The organism is Streptomyces lincolnensis, assembly GCF_021173675.1.
Taxonomy (GTDB): Bacteria; Actinomycetota; Actinomycetes; order Streptomycetales; family Streptomycetaceae; genus Streptomyces; species Streptomyces lincolnensis_B.
This window is the reverse complement of record NZ_JAIHON010000011.1, coordinates 246707-269297: the sequence shown is the minus strand read 5'-3', so window position 1 is coordinate 269297 and position 22591 is coordinate 246707. Positions and strand designations below refer to the sequence as shown.

20 protein-coding genes and 3 pseudogenes are annotated in these 22591 nt (G+C 71.8%); 15 read left to right on the top strand and 8 right to left on the bottom strand.

Annotated features, from left to right (window positions below; genetic code table 11):
- Nucleotides 1-53 precede the first annotated feature (53 nt).
- From K4B79_RS32075 to K4B79_RS32065, 3 genes are all read right to left on the bottom strand, one after another.
- On the bottom strand, nt 54-1211 hold the full coding sequence (locus K4B79_RS32075) for an ROK family protein (protein WP_232030806.1): 1158 nt from the start codon (nt 1209-1211) through the stop codon (nt 54-56).
- Between the two features lie 99 nt (nt 1212-1310).
- Nucleotides 1311-1973, bottom strand: coding sequence for a response regulator transcription factor (locus K4B79_RS32070; RefSeq protein ID WP_232030805.1), 663 nt, complete (start codon nt 1971-1973; stop codon nt 1311-1313).
- 14 nt (nt 1974-1987) lie between these two features.
- A complete protein-coding gene (locus K4B79_RS32065; protein ID WP_232030804.1) occupies nt 1988-3142 on the bottom strand; it encodes a sensor histidine kinase in 1155 nt (384 codons plus the stop codon).
- A gap of 108 nt (nt 3143-3250) precedes the next feature.
- Between K4B79_RS32065 and K4B79_RS32060 the strand changes: the two genes are divergently transcribed.
- From K4B79_RS32060 to K4B79_RS32050, 3 genes are all read left to right on the top strand, one after another.
- Nucleotides 3251-4171, top strand: a complete 921-nt coding sequence (locus K4B79_RS32060) for an ABC transporter ATP-binding protein (RefSeq protein WP_232030803.1) — start codon at nt 3251-3253, stop codon at nt 4169-4171.
- A 2-nt stretch (nt 4172-4173) separates the two neighbouring features.
- A complete protein-coding gene (locus K4B79_RS32055; RefSeq protein ID WP_232030802.1) occupies nt 4174-4896 on the top strand; it encodes an ABC transporter permease in 723 nt (240 codons plus the stop codon).
- Nucleotides 4897-4963: 67 nt separating this feature from the next.
- Nucleotides 4964-5410 carry a hypothetical protein gene (locus tag K4B79_RS32050; RefSeq protein ID WP_232030801.1) on the top strand — a complete coding sequence of 149 codons (447 nt, stop codon included), beginning with the start codon at nt 4964-4966 and terminating at the stop codon, nt 5408-5410.
- Between the two features lie 45 nt (nt 5411-5455).
- Here K4B79_RS32050 and mug read toward each other — a convergent pair whose 3' ends face one another.
- Together mug and purB are read right to left on the bottom strand one after the other, a co-directional pair.
- On the bottom strand, nt 5456-6004 hold the full coding sequence (gene mug, locus K4B79_RS32045; RefSeq protein ID WP_232030909.1) for a G/U mismatch-specific DNA glycosylase: 549 nt from the start codon (nt 6002-6004) through the stop codon (nt 5456-5458).
- A complete protein-coding gene (gene purB, locus K4B79_RS32040; protein ID WP_232030800.1) occupies nt 6001-7443 on the bottom strand; it encodes an adenylosuccinate lyase in 1443 nt (480 codons plus the stop codon). Before purB ends, mug begins: the two co-directional genes overlap by 4 nt.
- Nucleotides 7444-7716: 273 nt before the next feature.
- On the opposite strand from purB, the gene K4B79_RS32035 reads away from it, so the two are divergent.
- Nucleotides 7717-8091 (top strand): hypothetical protein, encoded by a 375-nt coding sequence (locus tag K4B79_RS32035; RefSeq protein WP_232030799.1) that lies wholly within the window; start codon nt 7717-7719, stop codon nt 8089-8091.
- Between the two features lie 440 nt (nt 8092-8531).
- A pseudogene (locus K4B79_RS48695) lies at nt 8532-8891 on the top strand (TetR/AcrR family transcriptional regulator C-terminal domain-containing protein); the annotation flags it as partial.
- Between the two features lie 521 nt (nt 8892-9412).
- Here the strand turns inward: K4B79_RS48695 and K4B79_RS32025 are convergent.
- Nucleotides 9413-10951 (bottom strand): MFS transporter, encoded by a 1539-nt coding sequence (locus tag K4B79_RS32025; RefSeq protein WP_232030798.1) that lies wholly within the window; start codon nt 10949-10951, stop codon nt 9413-9415.
- 428 nt (nt 10952-11379) lie between these two features.
- Between K4B79_RS32025 and K4B79_RS32020 the strand changes: the two are divergent.
- Nucleotides 11380-11541 (top strand): annotated as a pseudogene (locus K4B79_RS32020) (aldehyde dehydrogenase family protein); the annotation flags it as partial.
- 299 nt (nt 11542-11840) lie between these two features.
- Here K4B79_RS32020 and K4B79_RS32015 read toward each other — a convergent pair.
- A complete protein-coding gene (locus K4B79_RS32015) occupies nt 11841-12488 on the bottom strand; it encodes a TetR/AcrR family transcriptional regulator (protein ID WP_232030797.1) in 648 nt (215 codons plus the stop codon).
- A 135-nt stretch (nt 12489-12623) separates the two neighbouring features.
- Here K4B79_RS32015 and K4B79_RS32010 point away from each other — a divergent pair, with 135 nt between their 5' ends.
- From K4B79_RS32010 to K4B79_RS31975, 9 genes and pseudogenes are all read left to right on the top strand, one after another.
- On the top strand, nt 12624-13769 hold the full coding sequence (locus K4B79_RS32010; protein WP_232030796.1) for a VOC family protein: 1146 nt from the start codon (nt 12624-12626) through the stop codon (nt 13767-13769).
- A 28-nt stretch (nt 13770-13797) separates the two neighbouring features.
- Entirely contained in the window at nt 13798-14751 is a 954-nt protein-coding gene (locus K4B79_RS32005; RefSeq protein ID WP_232030795.1) for a fumarylacetoacetate hydrolase family protein, read from the top strand.
- Nucleotides 14748-16334 carry a bifunctional 3-(3-hydroxy-phenyl)propionate/3-hydroxycinnamic acid hydroxylase MhpA gene (gene mhpA, locus K4B79_RS32000; protein ID WP_232030794.1) on the top strand — a complete coding sequence of 529 codons (1587 nt, stop codon included), beginning with the start codon at nt 14748-14750 and terminating at the stop codon, nt 16332-16334. The genes K4B79_RS32005 and mhpA overlap by 4 nt, the downstream gene beginning before the upstream one ends.
- Complete coding sequence (locus K4B79_RS31995; protein ID WP_232030793.1) at nt 16331-18298, top strand: acetoacetate--CoA ligase; 1968 nt, start codon at nt 16331-16333, stop codon at nt 18296-18298. The genes mhpA and K4B79_RS31995 overlap by 4 nt, the downstream gene beginning before the upstream one ends.
- Complete coding sequence (locus tag K4B79_RS31990; protein WP_232030792.1) at nt 18295-18636, top strand: DoxX family protein; 342 nt, start codon at nt 18295-18297, stop codon at nt 18634-18636. Before K4B79_RS31995 ends, K4B79_RS31990 begins: the two co-directional genes overlap by 4 nt.
- A gap of 19 nt (nt 18637-18655) precedes the next feature.
- Nucleotides 18656-18763: pseudogene (locus K4B79_RS47960) on the top strand (protein phosphatase); the annotation flags it as partial.
- Nucleotides 18764-18990: 227 nt separating this feature from the next.
- Nucleotides 18991-20175, top strand: a complete 1185-nt coding sequence (locus K4B79_RS31985) for a cytochrome P450 (RefSeq protein WP_232030791.1) — start codon at nt 18991-18993, stop codon at nt 20173-20175.
- 42 nt (nt 20176-20217) lie between these two features.
- A complete protein-coding gene (locus K4B79_RS31980) occupies nt 20218-20415 on the top strand; it encodes a ferredoxin (RefSeq protein ID WP_232030790.1) in 198 nt (65 codons plus the stop codon).
- Nucleotides 20412-21581, top strand: a complete 1170-nt coding sequence (locus tag K4B79_RS31975) for an NAD(P)/FAD-dependent oxidoreductase (protein ID WP_232030789.1) — start codon at nt 20412-20414, stop codon at nt 21579-21581. Before K4B79_RS31980 ends, K4B79_RS31975 begins: the two co-directional genes overlap by 4 nt.
- Nucleotides 21582-21723: 142 nt before the next feature.
- Here the strand turns inward: K4B79_RS31975 and K4B79_RS31970 are convergent, their stop codons facing one another.
- Nucleotides 21724-22524 carry an SGNH/GDSL hydrolase family protein gene (locus K4B79_RS31970; RefSeq protein ID WP_232030788.1) on the bottom strand — a complete coding sequence of 267 codons (801 nt, stop codon included), beginning with the start codon at nt 22522-22524 and terminating at the stop codon, nt 21724-21726.
- Nucleotides 22525-22591 lie beyond the last annotated feature (67 nt).

Here is a 22591-nt window from a genome sequence, read left to right as displayed (position 1 = left end):
CGCTGCTCGTGCGGAGGGCCCCTCTCGGCGGAGCCGACCGGCCCGACACCCCGTCAGCGGCGGGCCGTCACCGTGCCCTCGACGGCGAACAGCTGCTCCTCGACGTGGTCCAGGGCCAGCCGGAGGGCGCCGGTGGCCACGGCGGCCTCGCCCAGCAGGGACAGCGTGACGTTCGGCGGGCGCAGGCAGTAGCGGGCCAACTCGCGGCGCAGCGGCTCCAGTACGCCGTCCAGGCCGACCGCCCAGCCGCCCACGACCACCAGCTCCGGGTCGAGGGCCAGCACCAGGGCCGCCACGTCGTGCACCAGCCGCTGGAGGAAGCGGTCGACGGCCGCGCGGGCCCGCTGGTCGCCCTCACGGGCCTGGGCGAAGACCTCGGCGACGGCCTGCTCGTCGAGCGGGTGCAGTGGCTCGTCCGTGGTGGACAGCAGCGTCTCCGGGGTCGCCTCGCGGCCCAGCAGGTGCAGCGCCCCGATCTCGCCGGCCGCCCCGCCGTATCCCCGGTGCAGCCGCCCGCCGATCAGGGAACCGGCGCCCGGGCTCAGCCCCGCCAGCACGAACACCACGTCGTCGGACTCGGTGGCGGCACCCTTCCAGTGCTCGGCGACCGCCGCGGCGTTGGCGTCGTTCTCGACCAGGACCGGGCACTTGAAGGAGCGGCCCAGCCGTTCGCCGAGCCGCAGCCCCGTCCACTCCGGCAGCGCCGCGCACAGCCGTACGGTGCCGTCCGCCTCGACGATCCCCGGCGAGGCGACCCCCACGGCCCGCAAGGAGTCCCGCGCGACCCCGGCCCGGCGCAGCAGTTCCGCCACCGCGGTGCGCAGCCGCTCCAGCCGTTCGTCCGCCGACGCGGACTCGGCCACGTCCTTGGCGACCGCGCCGAGCACCCGCCCGTCCAGGTCGGACAGCAGCGCGGCGACCCGGTGCGAGCCGATGTCCAGACCCAGCAGATGCCCGGCCTCGGCCCGGAACCGGAACCGCCGCGCGGGCCGACCCTGCCGTCGTACGACACTCTCGTCGGCCGCCTTCTCGACGACGTACCCCGCCTCGATGAGGCCCTCGACCACGCCCTCGACGGTGGGCCGGGACAGACCGGTCACCCGGGTGATCTCGGTCAGCGTCGCGTTGTCCGTGGCGCGCAGCGCGTGCAGCACCACCGCGGAGTTGATCCTTCGCAGCAGCGAGGGATCCCCGCCGGTCAGCCGCCCCACCGTCCGTCCTCCCAGCTCGTGCGCGTGTTGGGCGGATCGTACTCGGCGCGGCGACCCCCGGCGAGTGCGGAGACTCCACCCGGCGAGGCCGCCGCGCGCTCAGCCGGGCGCCACGAACCCCGACTCGTACGCCGTGATCACCGCCTGGGTCCGGTCCCGCGCCCCCAGCTTCGTCAGCACCGCGCTGACGTGCGACTTGACCGTCTCGGCGCCGACGACGAGCTGGGCGGCGATCTCGGCGTTCGACAGCCCGCGGGTCATCAGCCGCAGCACCTCGGCCTCGCGCTCGGTCAGGCGGGCCCGCTCCAGCAGGGCGCGGGCCGCGCGGTTGCCGCCGTTCTCGCCGTGCTCGGCCGCCAGCTGCCGTACCGAGGCGGGGAACAGCAGCGACTCGCCCTCGGCGACCAACCGCACCGCGTGCACGATCTCGGCGGGCCGGGCCCGCTTCAGCAGGAACCCGTCGGCACCGGCGCGCAGCGCCTCGTAGACGTACTCGTCGTTCTCGAACGTCGTCACCACGAGGATCTTCGGCGGATCGGCGACCGTGCGCAGCACCGCGCGCGTGGCCTCGATGCCGTCGAGGAGGGGCATCCGTACGTCCATCGCCACTACGTCGGGCCGCAGCCGCCGCACCAGTGGGATCACCGCCGCCCCGTCGGCCGCCTCCCCGACGACCTCGATGTCGGGCTGCGCCTCCAGCACGGCCCGCAGACCGGTGCGGACCAGGGGCTCGTCGTCTACGAGGAGAACGGTGACCGGCATCCGGCCAGCGTAGATCAGCGCAACGGCAGCTCGACATGGACCTGCCAGTCACCGTCGTCGGGGCCGGTGCGCGCCCGTCCCCCGAGCAGGGCCGCCCGCTCGCGTATCCCGCGCAGACCGCTGCCCCGCCCGGGGCCGGGTATCGCGGCGGTGAGCGGATTGCGCACCTCCAGGTCGAGGGCGCCGTCGGTGACCGCGACGCGGACCCGGACCGGGACGGCCCCCGCGTGCCGCAGCACGTTCGTCAGCGACTCCTGGAGGATCCGGTATCCCTCGCGGGAGACCGGGCCGGGCACGGTGTCGAGCGGCCCCGCCATCTCGACGTCCACCTTCGCGCCGGAGACCCGGGCGGACTCCAGCAGCCGGTCGGCGTCGGCCAGCGTGGGCCGGCCGCTCACCGGCCGCTCGGACTCCCGCAGCACGCCCAGCACCCGTTCCAGGTCCTCCAGCGCGGTCCGGCCGGTCTCCTCGATGGCCTCCAGCGCCCGGTCGGTGAACGCCGGGTCCCCGGCCGCCCGCGCCGCGCCCGCCTGCACCACCGCGACGGTCAGCGCGTGGCCGATCGAGTCGTGCAGTTCACGCGCGATACGGGTGCGTTCAAGAAGCTGCTCGGTGCGTTCCTCAAGGGCCGCCAACCGCTCGGCCGGGGAGGGACCGAGGAGGCGGTGGGCGAGCGCGGTGCTCAACGCGCCCATCCCGACCACCAGTCCGTAGAACGCGAGGAGCGGCAACGGCATCAGGAGGCCATACGCCCAGTGCGGCGAGGCGTCCCGCAGGACCGGAACGTCGTCGGAGGCCGGGCCGGAGACGAGCTGCGCCAGCGCGACGGCCAGGTACGGCAGCCAGATGGTGGCGAAGGCCGTGATCCCGCTCAGCAGCATGCGGGCCTCCAGCCACAGCACGGTCCGCAGCCGGTCCCGCCAGGTCGCCGACGGCGCCACCGAGAACCCCGGCTCCTGCTCGGCCGGTGTCAGCAGCAGCCGCGCCTGCACCCCCTCGCCCCGCCGCACGGAGGCGATCATTCCGACCGGAACCAGCAGCAGCGCGGGCACCCACGGCATCGACGGCTGGACCCACAGCCACACGCTGACGACCAGCATCGGCACCCACAGGTGCAGAAAGCGCGTGTACGTCGTCCCCCGCAGCAGCGGGCGCAGGAAGCGGGCCATTGCGACATCGTGACACCCGCCACTGACAGTCGGCCTCCCCCGAGCGGGGGAGACGATCTCCACCTCCGGGGGAGGCCACGGCACCGCCCCGGCCGCCAGGCTGCTGCCATGACCAGCATCGAAGTCCGAGCACTGACCAAGGAGTACGGCTCCCACCGTGCCGTGGACGACCTCACCTTCCGCGTCCTCCCCGGCCGGGTCACCGGTTTCCTCGGCCCCAACGGCGCCGGGAAGTCGACCACGATGCGCCTCGTCCTGGGCCTGGACCGGCCCACCTCGGGCACCGCCACGATCGGCGGGAGCGCCTACGCGGCCCTGGACGAACCCCTGCGCCACGTCGGCGCGTTGCTCGACGCGCAGGCCGCGCACGGTTCCCGTACCGCCCGGGACCACCTGCGCGCCCTGGCCGCGAGCAACCGGATCCCGGTCCGCCGGGTCGACGAGGTGCTGGAGGAGTCCGGCCTGACGTCGGTCGCGAGCCGCCGGGTGCGGACGTACTCACTGGGCATGCGCCAGCGCCTGGGCATCGCCGCGGCCCTGCTGGGCGATCCGGCCGTGGTCCTGCTGGACGAGCCCTCCAACGGCCTCGACCCCGAAGGCATCGTCTGGATCCGCGCGGTGCTGCGCCGGCTCGCGAAGGAGGGCCGCACGGTCCTGGTCTCCAGCCACCTGATGAACGAGACCGCGTCCTTCGCCGACCACCTCGTGGTCCTGGGCCGCGGCCGGCTGCTCGCCGACACCCCGCTGCGGGAGTTCATCCACGCGCGCGTGCGGCCCGGGGTGCGGATCCGGACGACGGACCCGGCGGCGCTCCACCGCGCCCTCTCGGAGCACGGTCACGAGGCGGTCGCCCACGAGGACGGTCACTGGACCGTGCCGGACGCGCGCGTGGAGGACATCGGGCGCCTCGCCTCCGCCGCCGGCGTGCCGATCCTCGAACTCGCCGCCGAGGAAGCGACCTTGGAGCAGGCCTACTTCGATCTCACGGCGACCGAGACCGAGTTCGCCGCCCACCACCAGGAGGCCTGACCATGGCGTTCGTTCCCGTACTGCACTCCGAGCTGATCAAGATCCGCACCCTGCGGTCACTGGTCACGACACTGGGCGCGATGGTGGTCGTGACGGCGGCCTTCTCCGCCCTGGCATCGCTCGACGCGGGCGAGGAGGGGTTCGACCCGCTGTTCGCCGCGTTCTTCGGCTTCAACTTCGGCCAGTTGGCGGCGATCGCGTTCGGCACGGTGGCCGTCTCCTCCGAGCTGCGGGACGGCTCCCTGCGGGGCGCGCTGACCGCCGTACCGGACCGGGGGCGGTGGTTCGCGGCCAAGGCGGTGGCGATCGCCGGGCCGTGCCTGGCCGCCGGGCTGCTCACGGGCGTGGTGAGCCTCTTCGTGGGCAGAGCGGTCCTGGGAGCCGACGCGCGGACGCTGAGCTGGACCGAGGGGGCGCGCGGGGTGGTCGGCTGCGGTGTCTACTTCACGCTCATGGCGCTGCTCGCGGCCGGGATCACCGCGCTGCTGCGCAGCGGTGTCGCCACCCTGAGCATCCTGATCCCGTTCCTGCTCATCGTCTCCTTCGTGGTGGGCGACCTGTCGAGCGGCGTCGCCGACCTCCTCCCGGACCGGGCGGGCCAGATCGTCTTCCACGAGACGTGGGACGGCTTCCTCGGGCCCTGGACCGGGCTCGCGGTGACCGCGCTCTGGGCGGCGGCCGCGCTGGGCGCGGGGGCGTGGCGGGTCCGCGGCAGGGACGCCTGACCCGCCTGACCTCGACGGGTGCCTGACGGCCCGCCAATTGTCAGTGGCGGCCGCTTTACTGGATCACATGGACAGCGTGAAGCATCTCGCCAGGATCGACTCGCTGTGCTCCGGAGACCTCGCCGCGGAGCACGGCGGGCCGGACGTGGTGCTGGCGGGACCCGGCTACTGCGTCGTGAGATTAGCGACGAGCCACGAGACCCGGACCGGCGACAGGGCGTACCGCGCGGAGGCGGTGCAGGACCTCCACGCGCTCAAGGAGCACTTCACCCTTCTCCTGGACGACCGTTGGGGCCGACAACAGGTGCCGTGGGGGATGGGCACGCTCGTGGTGCGCGTCGAGCGCGGCGAGGTCATACCCGAGCCGTGGGCGTCGATGACCGCCCTGGTGGACGAGCTGAGCCTCTGGCAGCCGCACGACACCGACCGCTGGGTGGCCCTCGGCGTGGCCGACCGGGACCCGGGCGACGAGATCCACCTCCTCGCCCTGGTCACCGAGACGGACCCGCCCTGAGACAGGGGCCGTGTCACGGACTGCCGGGCCGGTGCGAGCCCCGGACTACGACGCCTCCGCCGCCACCCGCAGCCGCGCGAACTCCTCCGCCATGGTCTGCGCCGTCCAGTGCGCGTTGAGCCCGCTCGGATTGGGCAGCACCCACACCCGCGTCTCCCCGATCATCCGCTCCTGCGGCCCCACCCGGGCCTTGCGGTCGTCGAAGGCGGCCCGGTACGCCGTCACCCCGACCACGGCCAGCCACCGCGGACGCAGCCGCGCCACCTTCAGGGCGAGCAGCCGTCCGCCCTCCCGGTACTCCTCCGCGCTCAGTTCGTCGGCCCGCGCGGTCGCCCGCGCCACGACGTTGGTGATGCCGAGCCCGTAGGACGGCAACTCCCCCTGCTCCGCCGGTTTCAGCAGCCGTGGCGTGAACCCGGACAGGTGCAGTACCGGCCAGAAGCGGTTGCCGGGGCGGGCGAAGTGATGGCCCGTCGCGGCCGTCATCAGACCGGGGTTGATGCCGCAGAACAGCACACGGAGACCGTCCGCGACGACGTCCGGCACCAGACGGTCGCGGGCGGCCTCCAACTCCTCGGGGGTGAAGCGGGTCAGAGGATCGCTCCGGGGGTGTAGCCCGCGGCCTCGGGATGCTGTTTCACGATCTCCTCGATCCGGCCGACGACCACGCCCACCTGGTCGGCGGCGGCGCCCGTGAAGGACAGCTTGTCGGCCATCAGCGCGTCCAGCTGGGCACGGTCGAGCGGGAGGCGCTCGTCGGCGGCCAGCTTGTCGAGCAGTTCGTTGCGCTCGGCACCCTGCTCGCGCATCGCCAGCGCGGAGGCGACCGCGTTCTCCTTGATCGCCTCGTGGGCGACCTCACGGCCGACACCCGCCCGCACCGCGCCCATGAGGACCTTGGTGGTGGCCAGGAACGGCAGGTAGCGGTCCAGCTCCCGGGCGACGACGGCGGGGAAGGCGCCGAACTCGTCGAGCACGGTCAGGAAGGTCTCCAGCAGACCGTCCAGCGCGAAGAACGCGTCCGGCAGCGCGACCCGGCGCACCACCGAGCAGGACACGTCGCCCTCGTTCCACTGGTCACCGGCCAGCTCGCCCGTCATGGACGCGTACCCGCGCAGGATGACCATCAGGCCGTTCACGCGCTCGCACGACCGCGTGTTCATCTTGTGCGGCATCGCGGAGGAGCCGACCTGGCCGGGCTTGAAGCCCTCGGTGACCAGCTCGTGGCCCGCCATCAGCCGGATCGTCTTCGCCAGCGACGAGGGCGCCGCGGCCAGCTGCACCAACGCGGTGACGACCTCGTAGTCCAGGGAGCGCGGGTAGACCTGGCCGACGCTCGTGAAGGCCTGCGAGAAGCCCAGGTGCCGGGCGATGCGCTGCTCCAGGTCCGCCAGCTTCGCAGCGTCCCCGCCGAGCAGGTCCAGCATGTCCTGGGCCGTGCCGACCGGGCCCTTGATGCCGCGCAGCGGGTAGCGGCCGAGGAGTTCCTCGACCCGGCCGTGGGCCACCAGCAGCTCGTCGGCCGCCGTGGCGAACCGCTTGCCCAGGGTGGTCGCCTGCGCCGCCACGTTGTGCGAGCGGCCGGCCATGACCAGCTCGCCGTACTCCCCGGCCAGCTTGCCCAGACGCGCCAGCACGGCCACCGTACGGTCGCGCATCAGCTGCAGCGAGAGCCGGATCTGCAGCTGCTCGACGTTCTCGGTGAGGTCCCGGGAGGTCATGCCCTTGTGCACGTGCTCGTGCCCGGCGAGGTCGTTGAACTCCTCGATCCGCGCCTTCACGTCGTGCCGCGTGACCTTCTCGCGCTCGGCGATGGAGGCCAGGTCGACGGTGTCGAGGACACGCTCGTAGTCGGCGATCGCCGCGTCCGGCACCTCGATCCCGAGGTCCTTCTGGGCTCGCAGCACGGCGAGCCAGAGCCGGCGCTCCAGCTTCACCTTCTGCTCGGGCGACCAGAGCGTGGCGAGCTCGGCGGAGGCGTAGCGTCCGGCGAGGACGTTGGGGATGCGGGGCTTGGCGGGAGCGGAAGTCACGTGGACGGAGTTTACCTGTCGGCCGGAGAGGTGCCGCTTACGGTCGCCGGCATCGACCGGCGCAGGTCAGAGCTGGCATGGCCGCCGTCTCACATCGCGGATGCGCCGCCGCTCTGTCGGGTCGCTCCGTTGCGGAACAGTGCGCTTTGGATGTGAGTGTCTTGTGGTGTGCCGGACGGCCACCGTGTCCCCGGCGACCGATCGTGGTGCGATGGGGGTGTCACGGTGATCCCGTGAGCGGGACACCACGGAAAGCGATGACGGGGGATTCATATGCGCAACAGGAGCACGGTGGGTGCGGTGCTGGCCACCGCCGCGATCGCCGCCACCGCGTTGGGCACGGCCGCGCCGTCCGCCGGCGCGGCCGCCGGGTGCTGGCAGAGCGGTGGCCGCTGGTGGTGCAACAACGTGTCGGGGGCGCCCGTCTACGGAACGATGGGAGCGAGCACTCAGTACCCCGACCCGAGCAGGATCGTCGGCTACATGTACTCCAATCCCAGTTGGTTCTTCTGCAAGATGGACGGTCAGAACTGGGTGGGCGGGCCGCACCCGACCCGCTGGGAGTTCACGGTCGCGGACAACGGCGAGTACGGCTGGATGAAGGACACGGCGATCTCCAGCGAGACGAACCCCCTGCCCAACTGCTGAGCAGCGCGCCGGGCGCGGCGGTGGCCGCACAGTGTGCCGGGCACGACGGCCACCGGCGCTCCGGCCCCCTCCTGCGCCCACCCGGGCAACGAAGCGCTACTCGCCCGCAGACCCCTCGTACGGCAGCAGCTCGGGACGCTTCGGCCAGGTCCAGGGCGAGGTCGGCCAGCACCTCGACGGCCTCGCGTCTATGTCTCACGCGTCGCACGAACCCACGGGGGCGGAGAGCTCCATCGGGGGACGGCACGTCATAGGACCGATCGAGCGCCCGTTACTGAAGATCGGCGGCGCTCTCATGGGCCGCGATCGGCCGAAGGCCACGTCCGATATCGGCGCTCGCCCGAAACTCCCCTGCCGTGCTGGCAGAGGGGCCTCGACTGCACCCCACGAACACAGAGTCCCCGGCAGTAAAAGCTGCTTAGAGGGACGGCTCCGACGCTCTGTCGATGCGGACGCCGGCTCGGCGTCTGGGCTCGGGCACGGCGACGCTGTATCGGCACTTCGACAACCGGGCGCCCCTGGTCGCTCATGTAGTGGACCGCATGTTCGGCGTCGTGGAGCTGACAGGCGATGAGGGCCCGGCATCGGAACGCGGCGCGCCCGATGGTCGAGCAGATTCCGTTGGGGCCGAACGCCATGGCGCTGCGGGAGCGCTGTGTCGCGGTGTTGCTCGACAGTGGTTTGCCGCCGTGGGTCGCCGCGTACGCGTACGCGACTCTGTCCCGCTACGTCCTCGGGTCGTCCTGCCCGCCGTACAGGCCACCGGGCACGGCGGCGCAGGACGACCCGACGACACCCAGACGCCTCCGACGCCGTCCTCGACCTGTTGCACTTCGGCTGGGCAGGCAGCACGGACGTCGGAGAGCCGCACTACGGACTGGACGTGCCGGCCGAGCACCGGGCACACGGATACCCATAATGGCTACACTGTTGCCGATAAGGCGATCGTGTCAAGTGCAGGTCCGTGGAAGCCGCGGCTCCGCGGCCTGCGATTCGGGCACGCGCTGCGGGGAAGAAGACTCGCCCGGCAGTCTGAACCGACTGTGCCGGGTATGTCGCCGTTCTCCGGCCGGGCGGTCACCGATTCCGATGGCCCTCAGCTGCCCCGGGAGTGAGGGGATGAGGTCGCGGGTCCGCCCGACGGCTTCGTTCTGCGCAGTTGCGCCCGCGGGGCGGGCCGTTGTCCGTGCAGGGCCGACGATTCGTGCCCGCCGCGGCTTGCCTGACGCTCTTGATGCTGCATCAGACGTCTACGTCCCTTGCGGAGAGCCCGGTCCGCAGTGCCTCGATCACGTCGCCACGGACCTCGGTGTCGCAGGGGTCAGTCGGCCGCTGGCGGTGTCTTCGGTGCGCGCAGTAGGGCGCCGATCGCTGCGGCGAGCACGACGACGCTCACGGCGATCAGGGAGGCGGACAAGCCGTCCATGAAGGCGCTCTTGACGCCCTCGGCGAGGCCGGCCCCCCGGGCGCCGAGCTGGTCGGCGACGTGGAGGCCGGCGGCCGCCGAGTGGCGTACGGACTCGGCCGCGTCGGCGGGGAGCCGGTCGACCGTGCCGGGCAGGGAGGAGCGGTAATGGCTTCCGTAGATCGAGCCCATGAGGGCGATGCCGATCGCCGAACCGACCTCGCGGGTGGTGTCGTTCATGGCGGAGGCGACGCCCTGCTGCCCCCGGCCGAGGGAGCCGGTGATGGCCGCCGTGCCGACGGCGCCGCTCAGGCCGATGCCGACGCCCGCCAGGACCAGGCCGCCGAGGAAGGGCAGGTACCCGGAGTCGACCCCGAGGAAGGAGATGGCGTACAGACCGACGGCGAGCAGGAGCAGGCCGACGGCCATGACCGCCTTCATGCCGACCCGGTGGACCAGGCGCGGGGTGACCAGCGATGTCGGCAGCACCGCCAGCGCGACCGGGACAAGGGCGACGGCGGCCTTCAACGGGCTGTAGCCCAGGATGAGTTGCAGGTACTGCAGGCCGACGAAGAAGAACCCGAAGACGGCCATGAACTGCACCAGGACGGTGATGGCGCCGGCCCGGAAGCCCCGGATGCCGAACAGGGCGGGGTCGAGCAGCGGGTGCTCGCTGCGCAGGCCGAGGTAGGCGTAGGCGGCGAAGGAGACGGCCGTGACGACGAAGGCGCCGATCACCATGGGCTCCGTCCAGCCCTGCTCGTTGCCCTCGATGATCGCGAAGACCAGGGTACCGATGGCCACGGCGGTGGTGATCGCTCCGGCCACGTCCGGGCGGTGCGGGTGGGCGTCCTTGGTGTTGGGGGCCAGCAGGGCGGCGGCGAGCGCGGCGACCAGGGCGACGGCGGCACTGGCGATGAAGATCGAGCGCCAGGAGAACTGTTCCAGCAGGGCGCCGGCGGCGAGCATGCCGATGATCGCCCCGGCGGCCGCGAAGCCCGACCAGGTGGCCACGCCCTTGGCGCGCTGCTCGATCGGGAAGGCCGCGGTGATCGTCGACAGCGTTCCCGGCATGATCATCGCGGCGCCCAGGCCCATGACGGCACGCCAGGCGATCAGTGTGCTCGTGGAGTCCGCGAACGAGGCGGCCAGGGACGCGGCGCCGAAGACGACGGTGCCGACGATGAGCACGTTGCGACGGCCGAGGCGATCACCGATCGCGCCGAGCGGCAGCACCAAGGCGGCCAGGGCGACGGTGTAGGCGTCGGCGATCCAGGTCAGAGCCCCGTTGGAGGCCGACAGATCGACGGCCAGGTCGGGCAGGGCCAGGTTGAGGGCGGACACGGACGCGACGACCAGGACGAGTGACAGGCACATCGCGAACAGGACACCGCGGGTTCCGGCACGGCCGGTGGCGACGGGTTCCGCGGTGTCCTGAAGGGGGGTGGGGGTCATGGGGGCCTCGGTGAGTTCTGGGTTGGCAGACGAGCCGACCAGGGGAATGTTGATGAGGTTATCAAGTCTGACCTGATCATGCACCAGCTGGGCCGGGCCGAGGGTGTGTGCGGCCTGCGGACGCTGGACCCGGTCGTCGAGGATGCGCAGCGCCTGATCGTTTGCACCATCCTCGGCTGTCGGTTGCCGACCAGCCGTGGTCCGGCGTGTCCTCCGTGGGCCAGGGCCTGTAGGTCGACCCGCAGACCCCTCAGTTCACCGCGCCCGGTTGGCGCTACCTCGACCGTTCCACGGGGCGCATCGGCGGCAGTGCCTCCAACGGCAGCTACGTGACGTTGCCGACATCACGCCGCCCGGGGGCGCCTGCTCCCTCACCGTCAACCCGGGTACGTCTCTACACGACAGGGCAAGGGCACCGCAGTCGGCCCGTCCTCAACGTCATCACCAACGACAAGGCGGACGCCGCCGGCGTCGCGCGGACACTGATCGCGGATCCGCGTGTGCGTGCCGTCCACTTCACCGGTTCGACCGGCATCGGGCGGGTCATCGGCGCCCTTGCCGCCGAGCACCGCAAGCCGGCCGTGCAGGAGGCGCACTTCGACGGCACGCACCGGCACCTGCGCGAGCCCGGGGGGATGGCGATGAAGTCCCTCGTGGTGACGCAGGACGCCGAACTGCGTCGCTTCCAGTACCGCTTCGTCGTGGTCACGCCCCAGCCCATCGACTTCCACCTGGGCATCATCGACGTGCTTCCCGACGGGGACGGTTCACGCGCGGTCTGCAGCCAGGAGATCCTTCCCGAGGCCCTGGCACCCATCGTCGAGGGAGCCGTGGGTGAGGGGATCGCGGGCATCGCCCGCTGCTTCGCCGCGCACCCTGACCCGGCGCGTCAGAGTGGCCGGGGGGCGGGTTCGGGAAGGGGGCGGCGGGCGACCTCGTGGGCGTCGGCCGGGGGGACGCCCAACATGCGCAGGACCATCTCGGCCAGGTTCACGGCGGCTTCGTCACCGTCCACGTCGGGGCGGGCGAATCGCATATCCACCAGGGACAAAAGAGTTCCGCCCAGTGCGGTCAGGGCGACCGCCGGGTCGACGGGTGTGAAGCGGCCGGAGGCCATGCCGGCCTGGAGGTCTCGCAGTGCCCGACGGGTCAGGCCGTTGTCCGAGTGGATGTGGCCGAGGCCGCGGCGGCGCAGGATCTGCATCAGTTCGGGGTGGGAGTCGGCCATGAGGGCGCTGAGCCGGAAGCCCGCCGCGACGAGTTCCGCCGGGTCGTCGATCCCGGTGAGACGCTCGTCGAAGTTCTGGCCGAACTCCTCCATGGCGTCCAGCACCGCTGCCTCGAACAGCTCTGTCTTGGACTCGAAGTGATTGTAGAAGGAGCCGAAACCGACGTCCGCGCGCTCCGCGATCGCCTGGATGCTCGCGCTGGTGTCCCCTGTCTCGGCGAGTATCTGCCTCGCGGCGCGGATGAGCGCGCGACGGGTCTCGGCGCGGCGCCGCTCGAACCGGTTGCTGGGTGGGGCTGACGTAGGCATGCACAGAGTTTACCCGCGGAGGCGATGGCTACAGCATCTCTGATGGATTCATCACTTCTCCTGGCGAACCCCTTGACGATAATCGAGTCAGGATTGATGATTCCATCATTATGGTGATGTTGCCAGGAGGTTACCGTGTCTGAAAATCACCTTCACGGACCCGATGTCAAGACTGCCCACCAGGACCTGCACAGCGAGCAGGGTGCCCTGCGTGGCGAGCATCCGGGCCGCTCCCGGAATCCCGTGATCAAGGTGGCGGACCTGGCCTGGCTGGAGTTCGAGAAGCCGGACCTGGAGCGGGCCGAGATCTTCGCCCGTGACTTCGGCTTTCAGATCGCCGCGCGCACGGAGCGGGAGCTGTGGCTGCGGGGCACCTTCGCGGGCTCGCCGTGCATGGTGATCCGGCGTGGCCGTACGTCCCGTTTCATCGGCCCGGCGTTCCGCGCGGCAGAGCGGGCCGACGTGGACCGACTGGCACGGGCGACCGGGGCGGCCGTACGGGAGGCGGACGTCCCCGGCGGCGGCAGGGTGGTCGACCTGCTCGACCCTTCGGGTTTCCCGGTGCGGGTGGTGCACTGCGCCGACCAGCTGCCCGCGCTGCCGGAACAGCAGCCGCTGCTCCTCAACTTCGGCACGGCTCACCGTCGTACGAACGCCACGCAGCGCCCGCCGCGCGAGCCGTCCGGGATCCAGCGGCTGGGACATGTGGTGCTGGAGACGAGGGTGTTCGCCCGGGCCCTGGAGTGGTACCTGGACACCCTCGGGATGATCGTGTCCGACTTTCTCTTCCTGGACGGGCAGCGCGGGCGCGGCCCGGTCATGGCATTCATCCGCTGCGACCTGGGCAGCGTGCCGGCCGACCACCACACCCTGGCGATGCACCTGGGGCCAGGGGCGGGGTATGTCCACTCCGCCTACCAGGTGACCGACCTGGACGCCATCGCCGCGGGCGGTGAGTATCTCAAGGAGCGGGGCTACCAGCGCAGTTGGGGCATCGGCCGGCATGTCGAGGGCAGTCAGCTCTTCGACTACTGGCGCGACCCCGACCGCTTCATGCTGGAGCACTTCGCCGACGGCGACCTGTTCTCCTGTGAGGTCGAGCCCGGCTGGGCCCCCCTGTCGACCAGCGGCCTGTCCCAGTGGGGGCCACCCGCCACCCGCGACTTCCTCGGCGCGAGCCCTTCCCCGCAGCGGGTCCGCGACGTGATCGAGGCCCTGCGCGGTGACAACGAAATGGACCCGGCGCGCCTGTTGGGCCTGCTCAAGGCCGCCAAGTCCTGACCCCCCGACCCCTCACGAAGGCACTGTCATGAGCACCAATGTCCTGCGCACCGCCGACGGCTGGTGGGTGGTCCGCGGCGAGCGGGCCGTCCCCGTGGACACCCAGGCCGTCACGACCGCCGAGCTGATCTCGGATCGCGACGCCGTACGGGAGGCAGCACTGTCGGCCGACGTGGGCACGCCCGTCGCGGACCTGGTCGTCCTCTCGCCGGTCACCACTCCTTGCCGGGTGGTCGCCCAGATGGTCAACTACCGCAGTCATGCCCGCGATTCGGGCTTCCCCGAAGACGTCCCGCCGGCTTTCTTCCGCAAGGCGTCCGGCTCGGTCAGCGGGCCCGCCGACACCGTCGTCCGGCCCTCCCACGTCCGGTTCCTCGACTACGAGATCGAGCTCGGCCTGGTCATGGGCGCGCCCCTGCCCGTCGGCACGGTGGTCGAGGAGCGGGACCTGCCCGCGTACATCGCCGGGCTCGTGATCACCAACGACGTCAGCGCCCGGGAGGTGCAGCTGACCAAGACGCAGTTCTACGAGAGCAAGTCGTACCCGACCTTCACACCGACCGGGCCGTACCTGGCGCTGCTGGAGCCGGAGGACTTCACCCGTCTTCTGGGCCTGCGGCTGAAGTTGAGCGTCAACGGCGAGCTGCGCCAGGACCGCACCCTGGCCGACATGATCGTCCGCCCGGCCCGGGCCCTGACCCTCCTGGCGCGCTTCCAGACGCTGGATCCCGGCGACCTGCTGCTCACCGGGACGCCCGGTGGTACGGCACTCAAGGCCCCGCCGAAGCCGGTCGAGAAGATCGGCGCGCTGCTGCCGCCCGCCGTGAAATGGAAGGCGTTCTTCAAGAGCCAGGCGAAGAACCCGCACTACCTCAGCCCGGGCGACGTGATCACAGCGACGATCGCGACCCCGGACGGCCGGATCGACCTCGGCGAGCAGCGCACCCCCGTCACGGACGCGAATGGGACCCGAAGCACATGATCTTCGAAAGTTACGGGACAGACGTACCCGTGGTGATTATCGGCGCCGGGCCGGTGGGCGTGACCGCCGCCCTCCTCCTGGCCCGGCGCGGAGTCCGCAGCGTCGTCCTCGAGCGGCACAGGGGCATTTACCCGCTCCCGCGTGCCGCCGCCATTGACGACGAGGTGCGCAGGATCCTCCAGGCCGCGGGCGTGGGGGAGGAGTTCGCCGCGATGGTCCGCCCGGCGAACGGGCTGCGGCTGCTGGACGCCCGGCACCGGGTGATGGCCGAGTTCCGGCGGACCGAGCACGGCCCGCACGGCTACCCGCAGACCAGCATGTTCGACCAGCCCGAGCTGGAGAGGGTGCTGCGCGACGCCCTGGCCCGGTACCCGGAATGCGAACTGCGGGGCGGAGCGGAGGTCACCGGTGTCGGCCCGGACACCGAGGGCCCCGTGCGCGTCACCTACCGCGACGACGACGGTGACCACGAGCTGTGGGCCGAGGCGGTGCTCGGCTGCGACGGCGCGAACAGCCTCACCCGCGAGGCGATCGGCGCCGTATGGGAGGACCTGCGCTTCGAGGAACGCTGGACCGTCATCGACGTCCGCACGACGGCCGACGTGCGCTCCTGGGAGGGGGTCGACCAGGTCTGCGACCCGGACCGGCCGGCGACCTTCGCGCGCATCGGAGAGGACCGTTACCGCTGGGAGTTCCGGTTGTGCGAGGGGGCGGAGCAGCCGGTCCGCGAATTGATCGCTCCGTGGCTGCCGCCTTCGCACGAGGGGGACTTCGAGATCATCCGCGAGGCGCGGTACACCTTCCGGGCCCGCATCGCCGACCGGTGGCGCAGCGGCCGGGTCTTCCTGCTCGGCGATGCCGCCCACCTCACCCCGCCGTTCATCGGGCAGGGGATGTGCGCGGGCCTGCGGGACGCCTACAACCTCACCTGGAAGCTCGCCCGAGTGCTCCAACAGGGCGGGTCCGAGCGGCTGTTGGACACCTACGAGAGTGAACGCAAGCCGCACGCCCGGCACGTGATCCGGCTCGCCGTCGCCATCGGCTGGGCCATGACCGGCGGCCAGGACAGTGCCGCCACGATCCGCCGCAGGGCCCTGGCCGCGGCCTGCCGCATACCCGGCCTGACCGAACTGGCCGGCCGCGACCTCAGCCCGCCCCTGACCACGGGACCCCTCGTACGCCGCCGCCTCCGCAAGGGCCTTGCGGGAATGCTCTGCCCCCAACCATGGATCACCGCCGACGGACGGCGCACCCGCCTCGACGAGGTGCTCGGCGACTCCTTCACCATCCTGACCACCACCGATCCCTCGCCCGCGCTGAACGCCCTCGCCCACGCACTCGGCATCCGGGCGATCCCCGTCACCGGCCTCGACGACGACGGCACACTCGCCGCCTGGCTGCGCGCCGCCCGCGCGGATGCCGTCCTGCTGCGCCCCGACCGCGTCGTCCTGGACGTCGTCCCCGCCGGGGGCCGCGACTTCACCAGCACCGCTACCTGGGCGTCCCTTCTGCACAGCACCCGCAGTCCCCACCCGCCGCGACGAACCGTCGACGACAGCCTGCTGAGGAGCGTCACCCGATGAGTGTGCCCGAGCCTTTCATGACGCCGGATCCGCAGGCCGTCGCGGACAGCAACCTCATGGACTTCGCCCGCCACGCCGGGATGGCCGACTCCGACTATGCCGCCTTGTACCACTGGTCGGTCACCGACCTGGAGGGCTTCTGGGGGGCGGTGTGGGAGTACTTCGACATCGACGCGGACACGCCGTACGAGCAGGTGCTGGCGGAGGAGCGGATGCCCGGCGCCCGCTGGTTCCCCGGTGCCACCCTCAACTACGCCCACCATGCCCTGCGCAACCTTGCCGACGACGCCGTGGCAGTCATCGCCCTCGACGAGATCGGATCCTGCTACGAGGTGACCGCGGGTCGCCTGCGTGCCCAGGTGGCCTCCGTCGCCGCGACCCTGCGCGACCTCGGCGTCGGCCAGGGCGACCGGGTCGTCGGCTACCTGCCCAACACCCCGCACGCGATCGTCGCGTTCCTGGCCGCCGCGAGCCTGGGCGCGGTGTGGTCGGTGTGCGGGCAGGACTACGCCCCCAAGGCCGCCGCCGACCGCTTCGCCCAGCTCGAACCCACCGTCCTGATCGCCGCCGACGGCTACCTCTTCAACGGCACCACCCACGACCGCCGCGACGCCACCCTGGAACTCGCCCACGCCCTGCCGACGTTGAAGGCGACGCTGCTGGTGGGACATGTGGGCCTGCCGTGGCCGTCGCGGGCGTACCCGTCGCTGGTCGTCCCGTGGGAGGACGCGGCCACCCGCACCGAGGAACTCATCTGCGCCCCCGTGCCGTTCGACCACCCCCTGTGGGTGGTGTTCTCCTCGGGCACCACGGGCCTGCCCAAGGGCATCGTGCACGGCCACGGCGGCGTCCTGTTGGAGCATCTGAAGACCCTCGGCCTGCACTCCGACCTCGGCCCCGGCGAACGGCTCCTGTGGTACACCACCACCCACTGGATGATGTGGAACCTCGTCGCCTCCACCCTCCTGACCGGTGCCACGACCTGCACGTACGACGGCAGCCCGGCGCCCCTCGCCGAGCCCGACATCCTGTGGGAGCTGGCGGCGCGCCACCGGGTGACCGTCTTCGGCACCAGCCCCCAGTACCTGCTGGGCATGGCCAAGTTCGGCATCGACCCGTCCGTGCACGACCTGTCGTCGATCCGGGTGGTCGGCTGCACCGGCTCCACCCTTCCGGCCTCCGCCTACCCCTGGGTCCGCGACCACGTGGGGGAGCGAGTGCTGCTTGCCTCGATCAGTGGCGGCACGGACGTCGTCTCCGGCTTCGCGGGCAGTGCCCCCAACACCCCGGTCTGGGCGGGCGAGTTGTCCGCACCCCACCTCGGCGTGGCACTGGCCGCCTACGACGCCGAGGGCTTCCCGGTCGTGGACCGGGTCGGCGAGCTGGTCGTCACCCGCCCCATGCCGTCGATGCCGCTGTACTTCTGGAACGACCCCGACGGCAGGCGCTACCGCGAGGCGTACTTCTCCGTCTACCCCGGCGTCTGGCGGCACGGCGACTGGATCACCGTCACCGGCCACGGCTCGGTGATCGTGCACGGCCGCTCCGACTCGACGTTGAACCGCAACGGCGTACGGCTTGGCAGTGCCGACATCCACGACGTCGTCGAACGTCTCCCCGAGATCGCGGAAGCCCTGGTCATCGGAGCGGAGGAACCCGACGGCGGCTACTGGATGCCCTTGTTCGTGGTCCTTGCCGCCGGAGCCGAGCTGGACGACACGCTGCGTGACCGCATCCGTGAGGCGATCCGCAGCGATGCCTCACCCCGGCACGTCCCCGACGACATCCTCGAAGTGCCCGGGATCCCGCACACCCGCACCGGCAAGAAACTCGAAGTCCCCGTCAAACGTCTCCTCCAGGGCACCCCGGCCGGGCAGGTCGTCGATCCGGCCACCGTGGATACCCCAGACCTCATCGACTACTACGCCCGCCTGGGCGCCGAACGCAGGGGCCGACCGGCATGAGAACCGCACATATCGCTCTCGCCGTCGCACTGGCCCTGGTCTTCCTCCCCCTGGGACTGGCGAAGATCGCCACCGTGCCGTTCATGCGCCAGGCGGCCGCGCATCTCGACATGTCGCTCGGGCTCTACCGCATCATCGGCACCCTGGAAGTGGCGGCGGCCGCCGGACTGCTGCTCGGCCTGGCCGCGGCCCCGCTCGGGGTGGCCGCCGCTGTCGGGCTGGCCGTGCTCATGGGGGCCGCCACGGTGGTCCACCTGCGCCATGGCGACCCGCCCGTGCGCGCCCTGCCCGCCGCGGTACTGGCCCTGCTGGCGGTGGCGTACGCCGTCACCGGCTGACGGCCCGAGTGTGCGCCGGCGCCTGCGCACCACGGTGCGCACCCTCGCCGACATTGACCTGCCTCCGGAGGAGTTGCTGACGCACCTGGACGACGTCGTCATCCGGCTGTCCGTCGAGGCGTCGGGCCTCGACTTCGCCGTTTAGCCGGCGCCGGCTGGGTGGACTCGATCAAGAGGGAATCGGCAGTTCTGATGGTTTCATCGTTTTCTTGTCCGTAACTCTTGACGCGGCATTCCATCAAGCTTGAGTATTTCGTCATTACGGCGTTGCTGCGCTGACGGAACCAGGGCCGCCTGCCCCACGCGCGCGCTCCGTCCCCCCGCTCTCTCGCGGCTCCTTCAGGAGGGCCCTTCATGCCCATGCTTACGGAGATCCCCGTCTACCGTCCCGATCTGTACGCGGCGTCGGCCATCCGCGACACGTATCCGCACTACGCCGCACTGCGTGCGCTGGGCCCCGTGGTCTGGCTGAGCAAGCACAAGGTGTACGCCCTGCCGCGCTACGCCGAGTGCAAGCAAGTGCTGCTGGACGACGACACCTTCGTCTCCTCGGGCGGTGTCGCCCTCAACCCCGTCGCCAACCGTGCGGGCCAGGGGACCACGCTGTGCAGTGACGGCGAGGAGCACGCCCGCCGCCGTTCCCTCCTCGCACACCGCCTGACCCCCAAGGCGCTGCGCACGATGAAGGACACGGTCGAACAGCAGGCGGCCGCCGTGGTCGAGGCAGCCGTCGCCCGGCGGACGGTCGACGCGGTGGAGGTCGCCACGGCGCTGCCGATGGCAGTCGTCCCCGACCTGGTCGGCTGGCCCCAGCGGGGCCGCGAGCATCTGCTGCGCTGGGCCGGTGCCACCTTCGACGCCATGGGCCCCATCAACCGCCAGGCGGTGCGCACACTACCCGCGTCCCTCGGCATGCTGCGCTACGCGCGCGGCGTGGTCCGTGACCGGTCCGTGCTGGACGGCAGCATGGGCCACGACCTGCTGCGCGCCGCCGACGAGGGCCGGATCATGCCCGCCGAGTGCGCCACCATGATGATCGACTACCTGGCACCCTCCCTGGACACCACCATCAGCGCCATTTCCAGCGCGCTGTACCTGTTCGCCCTCCACCCCGAGCAGTGGCGCCTGCTGAAGGCGGACCCGGACCTCGTCCCGAAAGCGGTCAACGAGGTCGTCCGCCACGAATCCCCGATCCGCGCCTTCTCCCGCACCGCCGCCCGCGACACGGATCTGGCGGGCATCGCCCTCCCCAAGGGCTCCCGGGTACTGGTCCTGTACGGCTCCGCCAACCGCGACCCGCTGGAGTGGGACGACCCGGACACCTTCGACATCCGCCGCGACGCCGCCCGCCAACTCGGTTTCGGGCAGGGCACGCACGGCTGCGCCGGCCAGGGACTGGCCCGCATGGAGACCTCCGCGATCCTGCGCGCCCTGGTCGAACGCGTCGACCGCATCGAGGTCGCCGGCCCACCCGAGTGGGCCCTGAACAACGTCATCCACCGCCTCGACCGCCTGCCGCTCGAACTCATCCCGGCCTGAACCCCGCCGCTCGCCCTTTTGAGGACTGCTGAGGACCGCACCATGAAGATCTCCGTCGACCATCCACGCTGCGAAGGTCATGGCCTGTGCGCCGACCAGGCTCCCGATGTCTTCAGCCTGGACGACGACGCCGAACTCACCTACCACTTCGAGGGCACCGAAGTCCCCGACGAGCATCAGCTCGCCGCTCGCGCCGCTGTCAACGCCTGCCCGGTCGCCGCCCTGCGAGTCCTGCCGTGACCGCACCGCGCTCGGTGCTCATCGTCGGCGAGTCACTCGCCGGCACCGCCGCCGCCCGCCACCTGCGCGCCCTCGGCCACACCGGACCGGTCGTGCTCATCGGCGCCGAGGACGACGGCGCATACTCCCGCCCGCCCCTGTCCAAAGCCGTTCTCAAAGACCAGGCCGCCGACCACACCCTCGGTCTGGCCCTCGACGGACTCGACACCGACGTCATCCGCTCGGCCGCGGTCACCGCCGACACCCGGCGTCGCACCGTCACCACCGCCGACGGCCGCCAGGTCGGCTACGACGCGCTGATCGTCGCCACTGGAGCGGACGCCCGTCGGCTCGCCGCCCCAGGCCAGCGGGGCGAACTCGTCCTGCGGACGCTGGACGACGCCCGGCTGCTCCGCGATCGCCTGGCGCACGCGGGCTCGGCGATCGTGATCGGCGCCGGCTTCCTCGGCATGGAGGTGGCCAGCGCCTGCGCCGCCCGCGGCATCCCGGTCACCGTCGTGGACACCGACCGGCCGCTGGAACGCATCCTCGGCGACCACCTGTCCGCCGCGATCACCACACGCGCTGCGGCGTACGGCATCCGCTTCCTGCAGGCCACCGGCTTCGCCACCCTGACCGGCGACCCCGTGAGCGGCGTGGCGCTCCCCGACGGCACCGAGCTCACCGCGGACCTGGTGGTCACCTGCGCCGGAGAAGTACCCAGCACCGGCTGGCTGGCAGGGACCGGCCTCGCCGACCGTCTCGGCGTCGGCATCGACCATGCCTGCGCCACCACCGTGCCCGGAGTGTTCGCCGCCGGCGACGTCACCTACCTCCGCGGCGACGGCACACGGCCCGACCGGCGTGCCCCCTTCTGGTCCAACGCCCTCGCCCAGGGCAGGACCGCGGCGGCTTCCGCCCTCGGTCTCCCAGCACCGGGGCCGCCGCAGGACGACTACTTCTGGACCGAGATCGCCGGCCTCACCGTCAAAATCGTCGGCCGCCTGCCGCTCAGCGGCGAACCGACCACGGCACAGGGCAGCGTCGCAGACGGACGCGCGCTGCTGACCTGGAGCCATGCCGACGGAACGTCGACGGCAGTCGCCTATGGACTACGCAAACCGGTCACCGCGCTCCGCGCCTTGGCCGCCACGCCTTGGCCACCGTCCACTGATGGCGGCACATGAGTGTCGCAACGCAAGGAGGCCGCGGGGCACGGGCATGGCCGGAGTGCCCTTGCGCGGCGACGTCCTCGCGGGCGTGCTCCAGCCCGGGGCCGTACTCGTGGATCCGGCCCCTGACGTTGATCACGCGGGTGGGCGGGAGCACCTAGTCCGTCGGCCTCTCAGGAGGTATCCGACCCTCGTACGGCAGTAGCTCCGGCCGCTTCGGCGGCAGGCCGTCGCCCGAGGAGCGGCCGGTGAGGCGGCGGGCGATCCACGGCAGGAGGTGCTGCCGGGCGAAGCGGGCGTCCGCGATGCGGCGGGCCGCCCATCCCGGCGGCGGGGTGAGGGGCAGCGGGGTGCGCCACTCGGTGTCCTCGGGCTCGTAGCCGAGCCCCTGCCAGACCGCCTCCGCGACCCGGCGGTGTCCCTCGGCCGACAGGTGCAGCCGGTCCACGTCCCACAGGCGCGGGTCGCTCAGCGAGGGCGCCCCGTAGAGGTCAACCACCAGCGCGCCGTGCTTCTGGGCGAGCTCCTCGACACACTCGAACAGCTCCTCCATGCGTGGCCGGAAGCGCTCCAGGACCGGGCCCTGACGGCCGGGGCTGCGCATCAGCACCAGCTGTTCGCAGGACGGGGCGAGCCGCTCGACGGCCTCGGTGAGCAGGGCGCGCACCCGGCCCATGTCGCACTTGGGCCGCAGGGTGTCGTTCAGCCCGCCCACCAGGGTGATCACGTCGGGCCGCATGGCCGCGGCCACGTCGACCTGCTCGGCGACGATCTGCCCGATCAGCTTGCCGCGCACCGCGAGGTTGGCGTAACGGAAGCCGGGGGAGTGGGCCGCCATCCGGCCGGCGAGCAGGTCGGCCCAGCCCCGGTAGGTGCCGTCGGGCAGCAGGTCCGACATGCCCTCGGTGAAGGAGTCGCCGACCGCGACCAGGCTGGTGTATGTGGGATTCGTCTGCATGGCGACAGAAATGGTATCCCGAGGCGCATACCCGGCGGTCGGTCGGCCCGCTCAGCCTCCCGGCGCT

Bases quoted from the DNA above. Each gene is read 5' to 3' on its own strand.
- mhpA (WP_232030794.1), top strand. From the start codon at position 14,748: ATGATCTTCGAAAGTTACGGGACAGACGTACCCGTGGTGATTATCGGC.
- K4B79_RS32005 (WP_232030795.1), top strand. From the start codon at position 13,798: ATGAGCACCAATGTCCTGCGCACCGCCGACGGCTGGTGGGTGGTCCGC.
- K4B79_RS32060 (WP_232030803.1), top strand. From the start codon at position 3,251: ATGACCAGCATCGAAGTCCGAGCACTGACCAAGGAGTACGGCTCCCAC.
- K4B79_RS32050 (WP_232030801.1), top strand. From the start codon at position 4,964: ATGGACAGCGTGAAGCATCTCGCCAGGATCGACTCGCTGTGCTCCGGA.
- K4B79_RS31995 (WP_232030793.1), top strand. From the start codon at position 16,331: ATGAGTGTGCCCGAGCCTTTCATGACGCCGGATCCGCAGGCCGTCGCG.
- K4B79_RS32070 (WP_232030805.1), bottom strand. From the start codon at position 1,973: ATGCCGGTCACCGTTCTCCTCGTAGACGACGAGCCCCTGGTCCGCACC.
- K4B79_RS32055 (WP_232030802.1), top strand. From the start codon at position 4,174: ATGGCGTTCGTTCCCGTACTGCACTCCGAGCTGATCAAGATCCGCACC.
- K4B79_RS31985 (WP_232030791.1), top strand. From the start codon at position 18,991: ATGCCCATGCTTACGGAGATCCCCGTCTACCGTCCCGATCTGTACGCG.
- K4B79_RS32035 (WP_232030799.1), top strand. From the start codon at position 7,717: ATGCGCAACAGGAGCACGGTGGGTGCGGTGCTGGCCACCGCCGCGATC.
- K4B79_RS32025 (WP_232030798.1), bottom strand. From the start codon at position 10,951: ATGACCCCCACCCCCCTTCAGGACACCGCGGAACCCGTCGCCACCGGC.
- K4B79_RS31990 (WP_232030792.1), top strand. From the start codon at position 18,295: ATGAGAACCGCACATATCGCTCTCGCCGTCGCACTGGCCCTGGTCTTC.
- K4B79_RS32015 (WP_232030797.1), bottom strand. From the start codon at position 12,488: ATGCCTACGTCAGCCCCACCCAGCAACCGGTTCGAGCGGCGCCGCGCC.
- K4B79_RS31980 (WP_232030790.1), top strand. From the start codon at position 20,218: ATGAAGATCTCCGTCGACCATCCACGCTGCGAAGGTCATGGCCTGTGC.
- K4B79_RS32065 (WP_232030804.1), bottom strand. From the start codon at position 3,142: ATGGCCCGCTTCCTGCGCCCGCTGCTGCGGGGGACGACGTACACGCGC.
- K4B79_RS31970 (WP_232030788.1), bottom strand. From the start codon at position 22,524: ATGCAGACGAATCCCACATACACCAGCCTGGTCGCGGTCGGCGACTCC.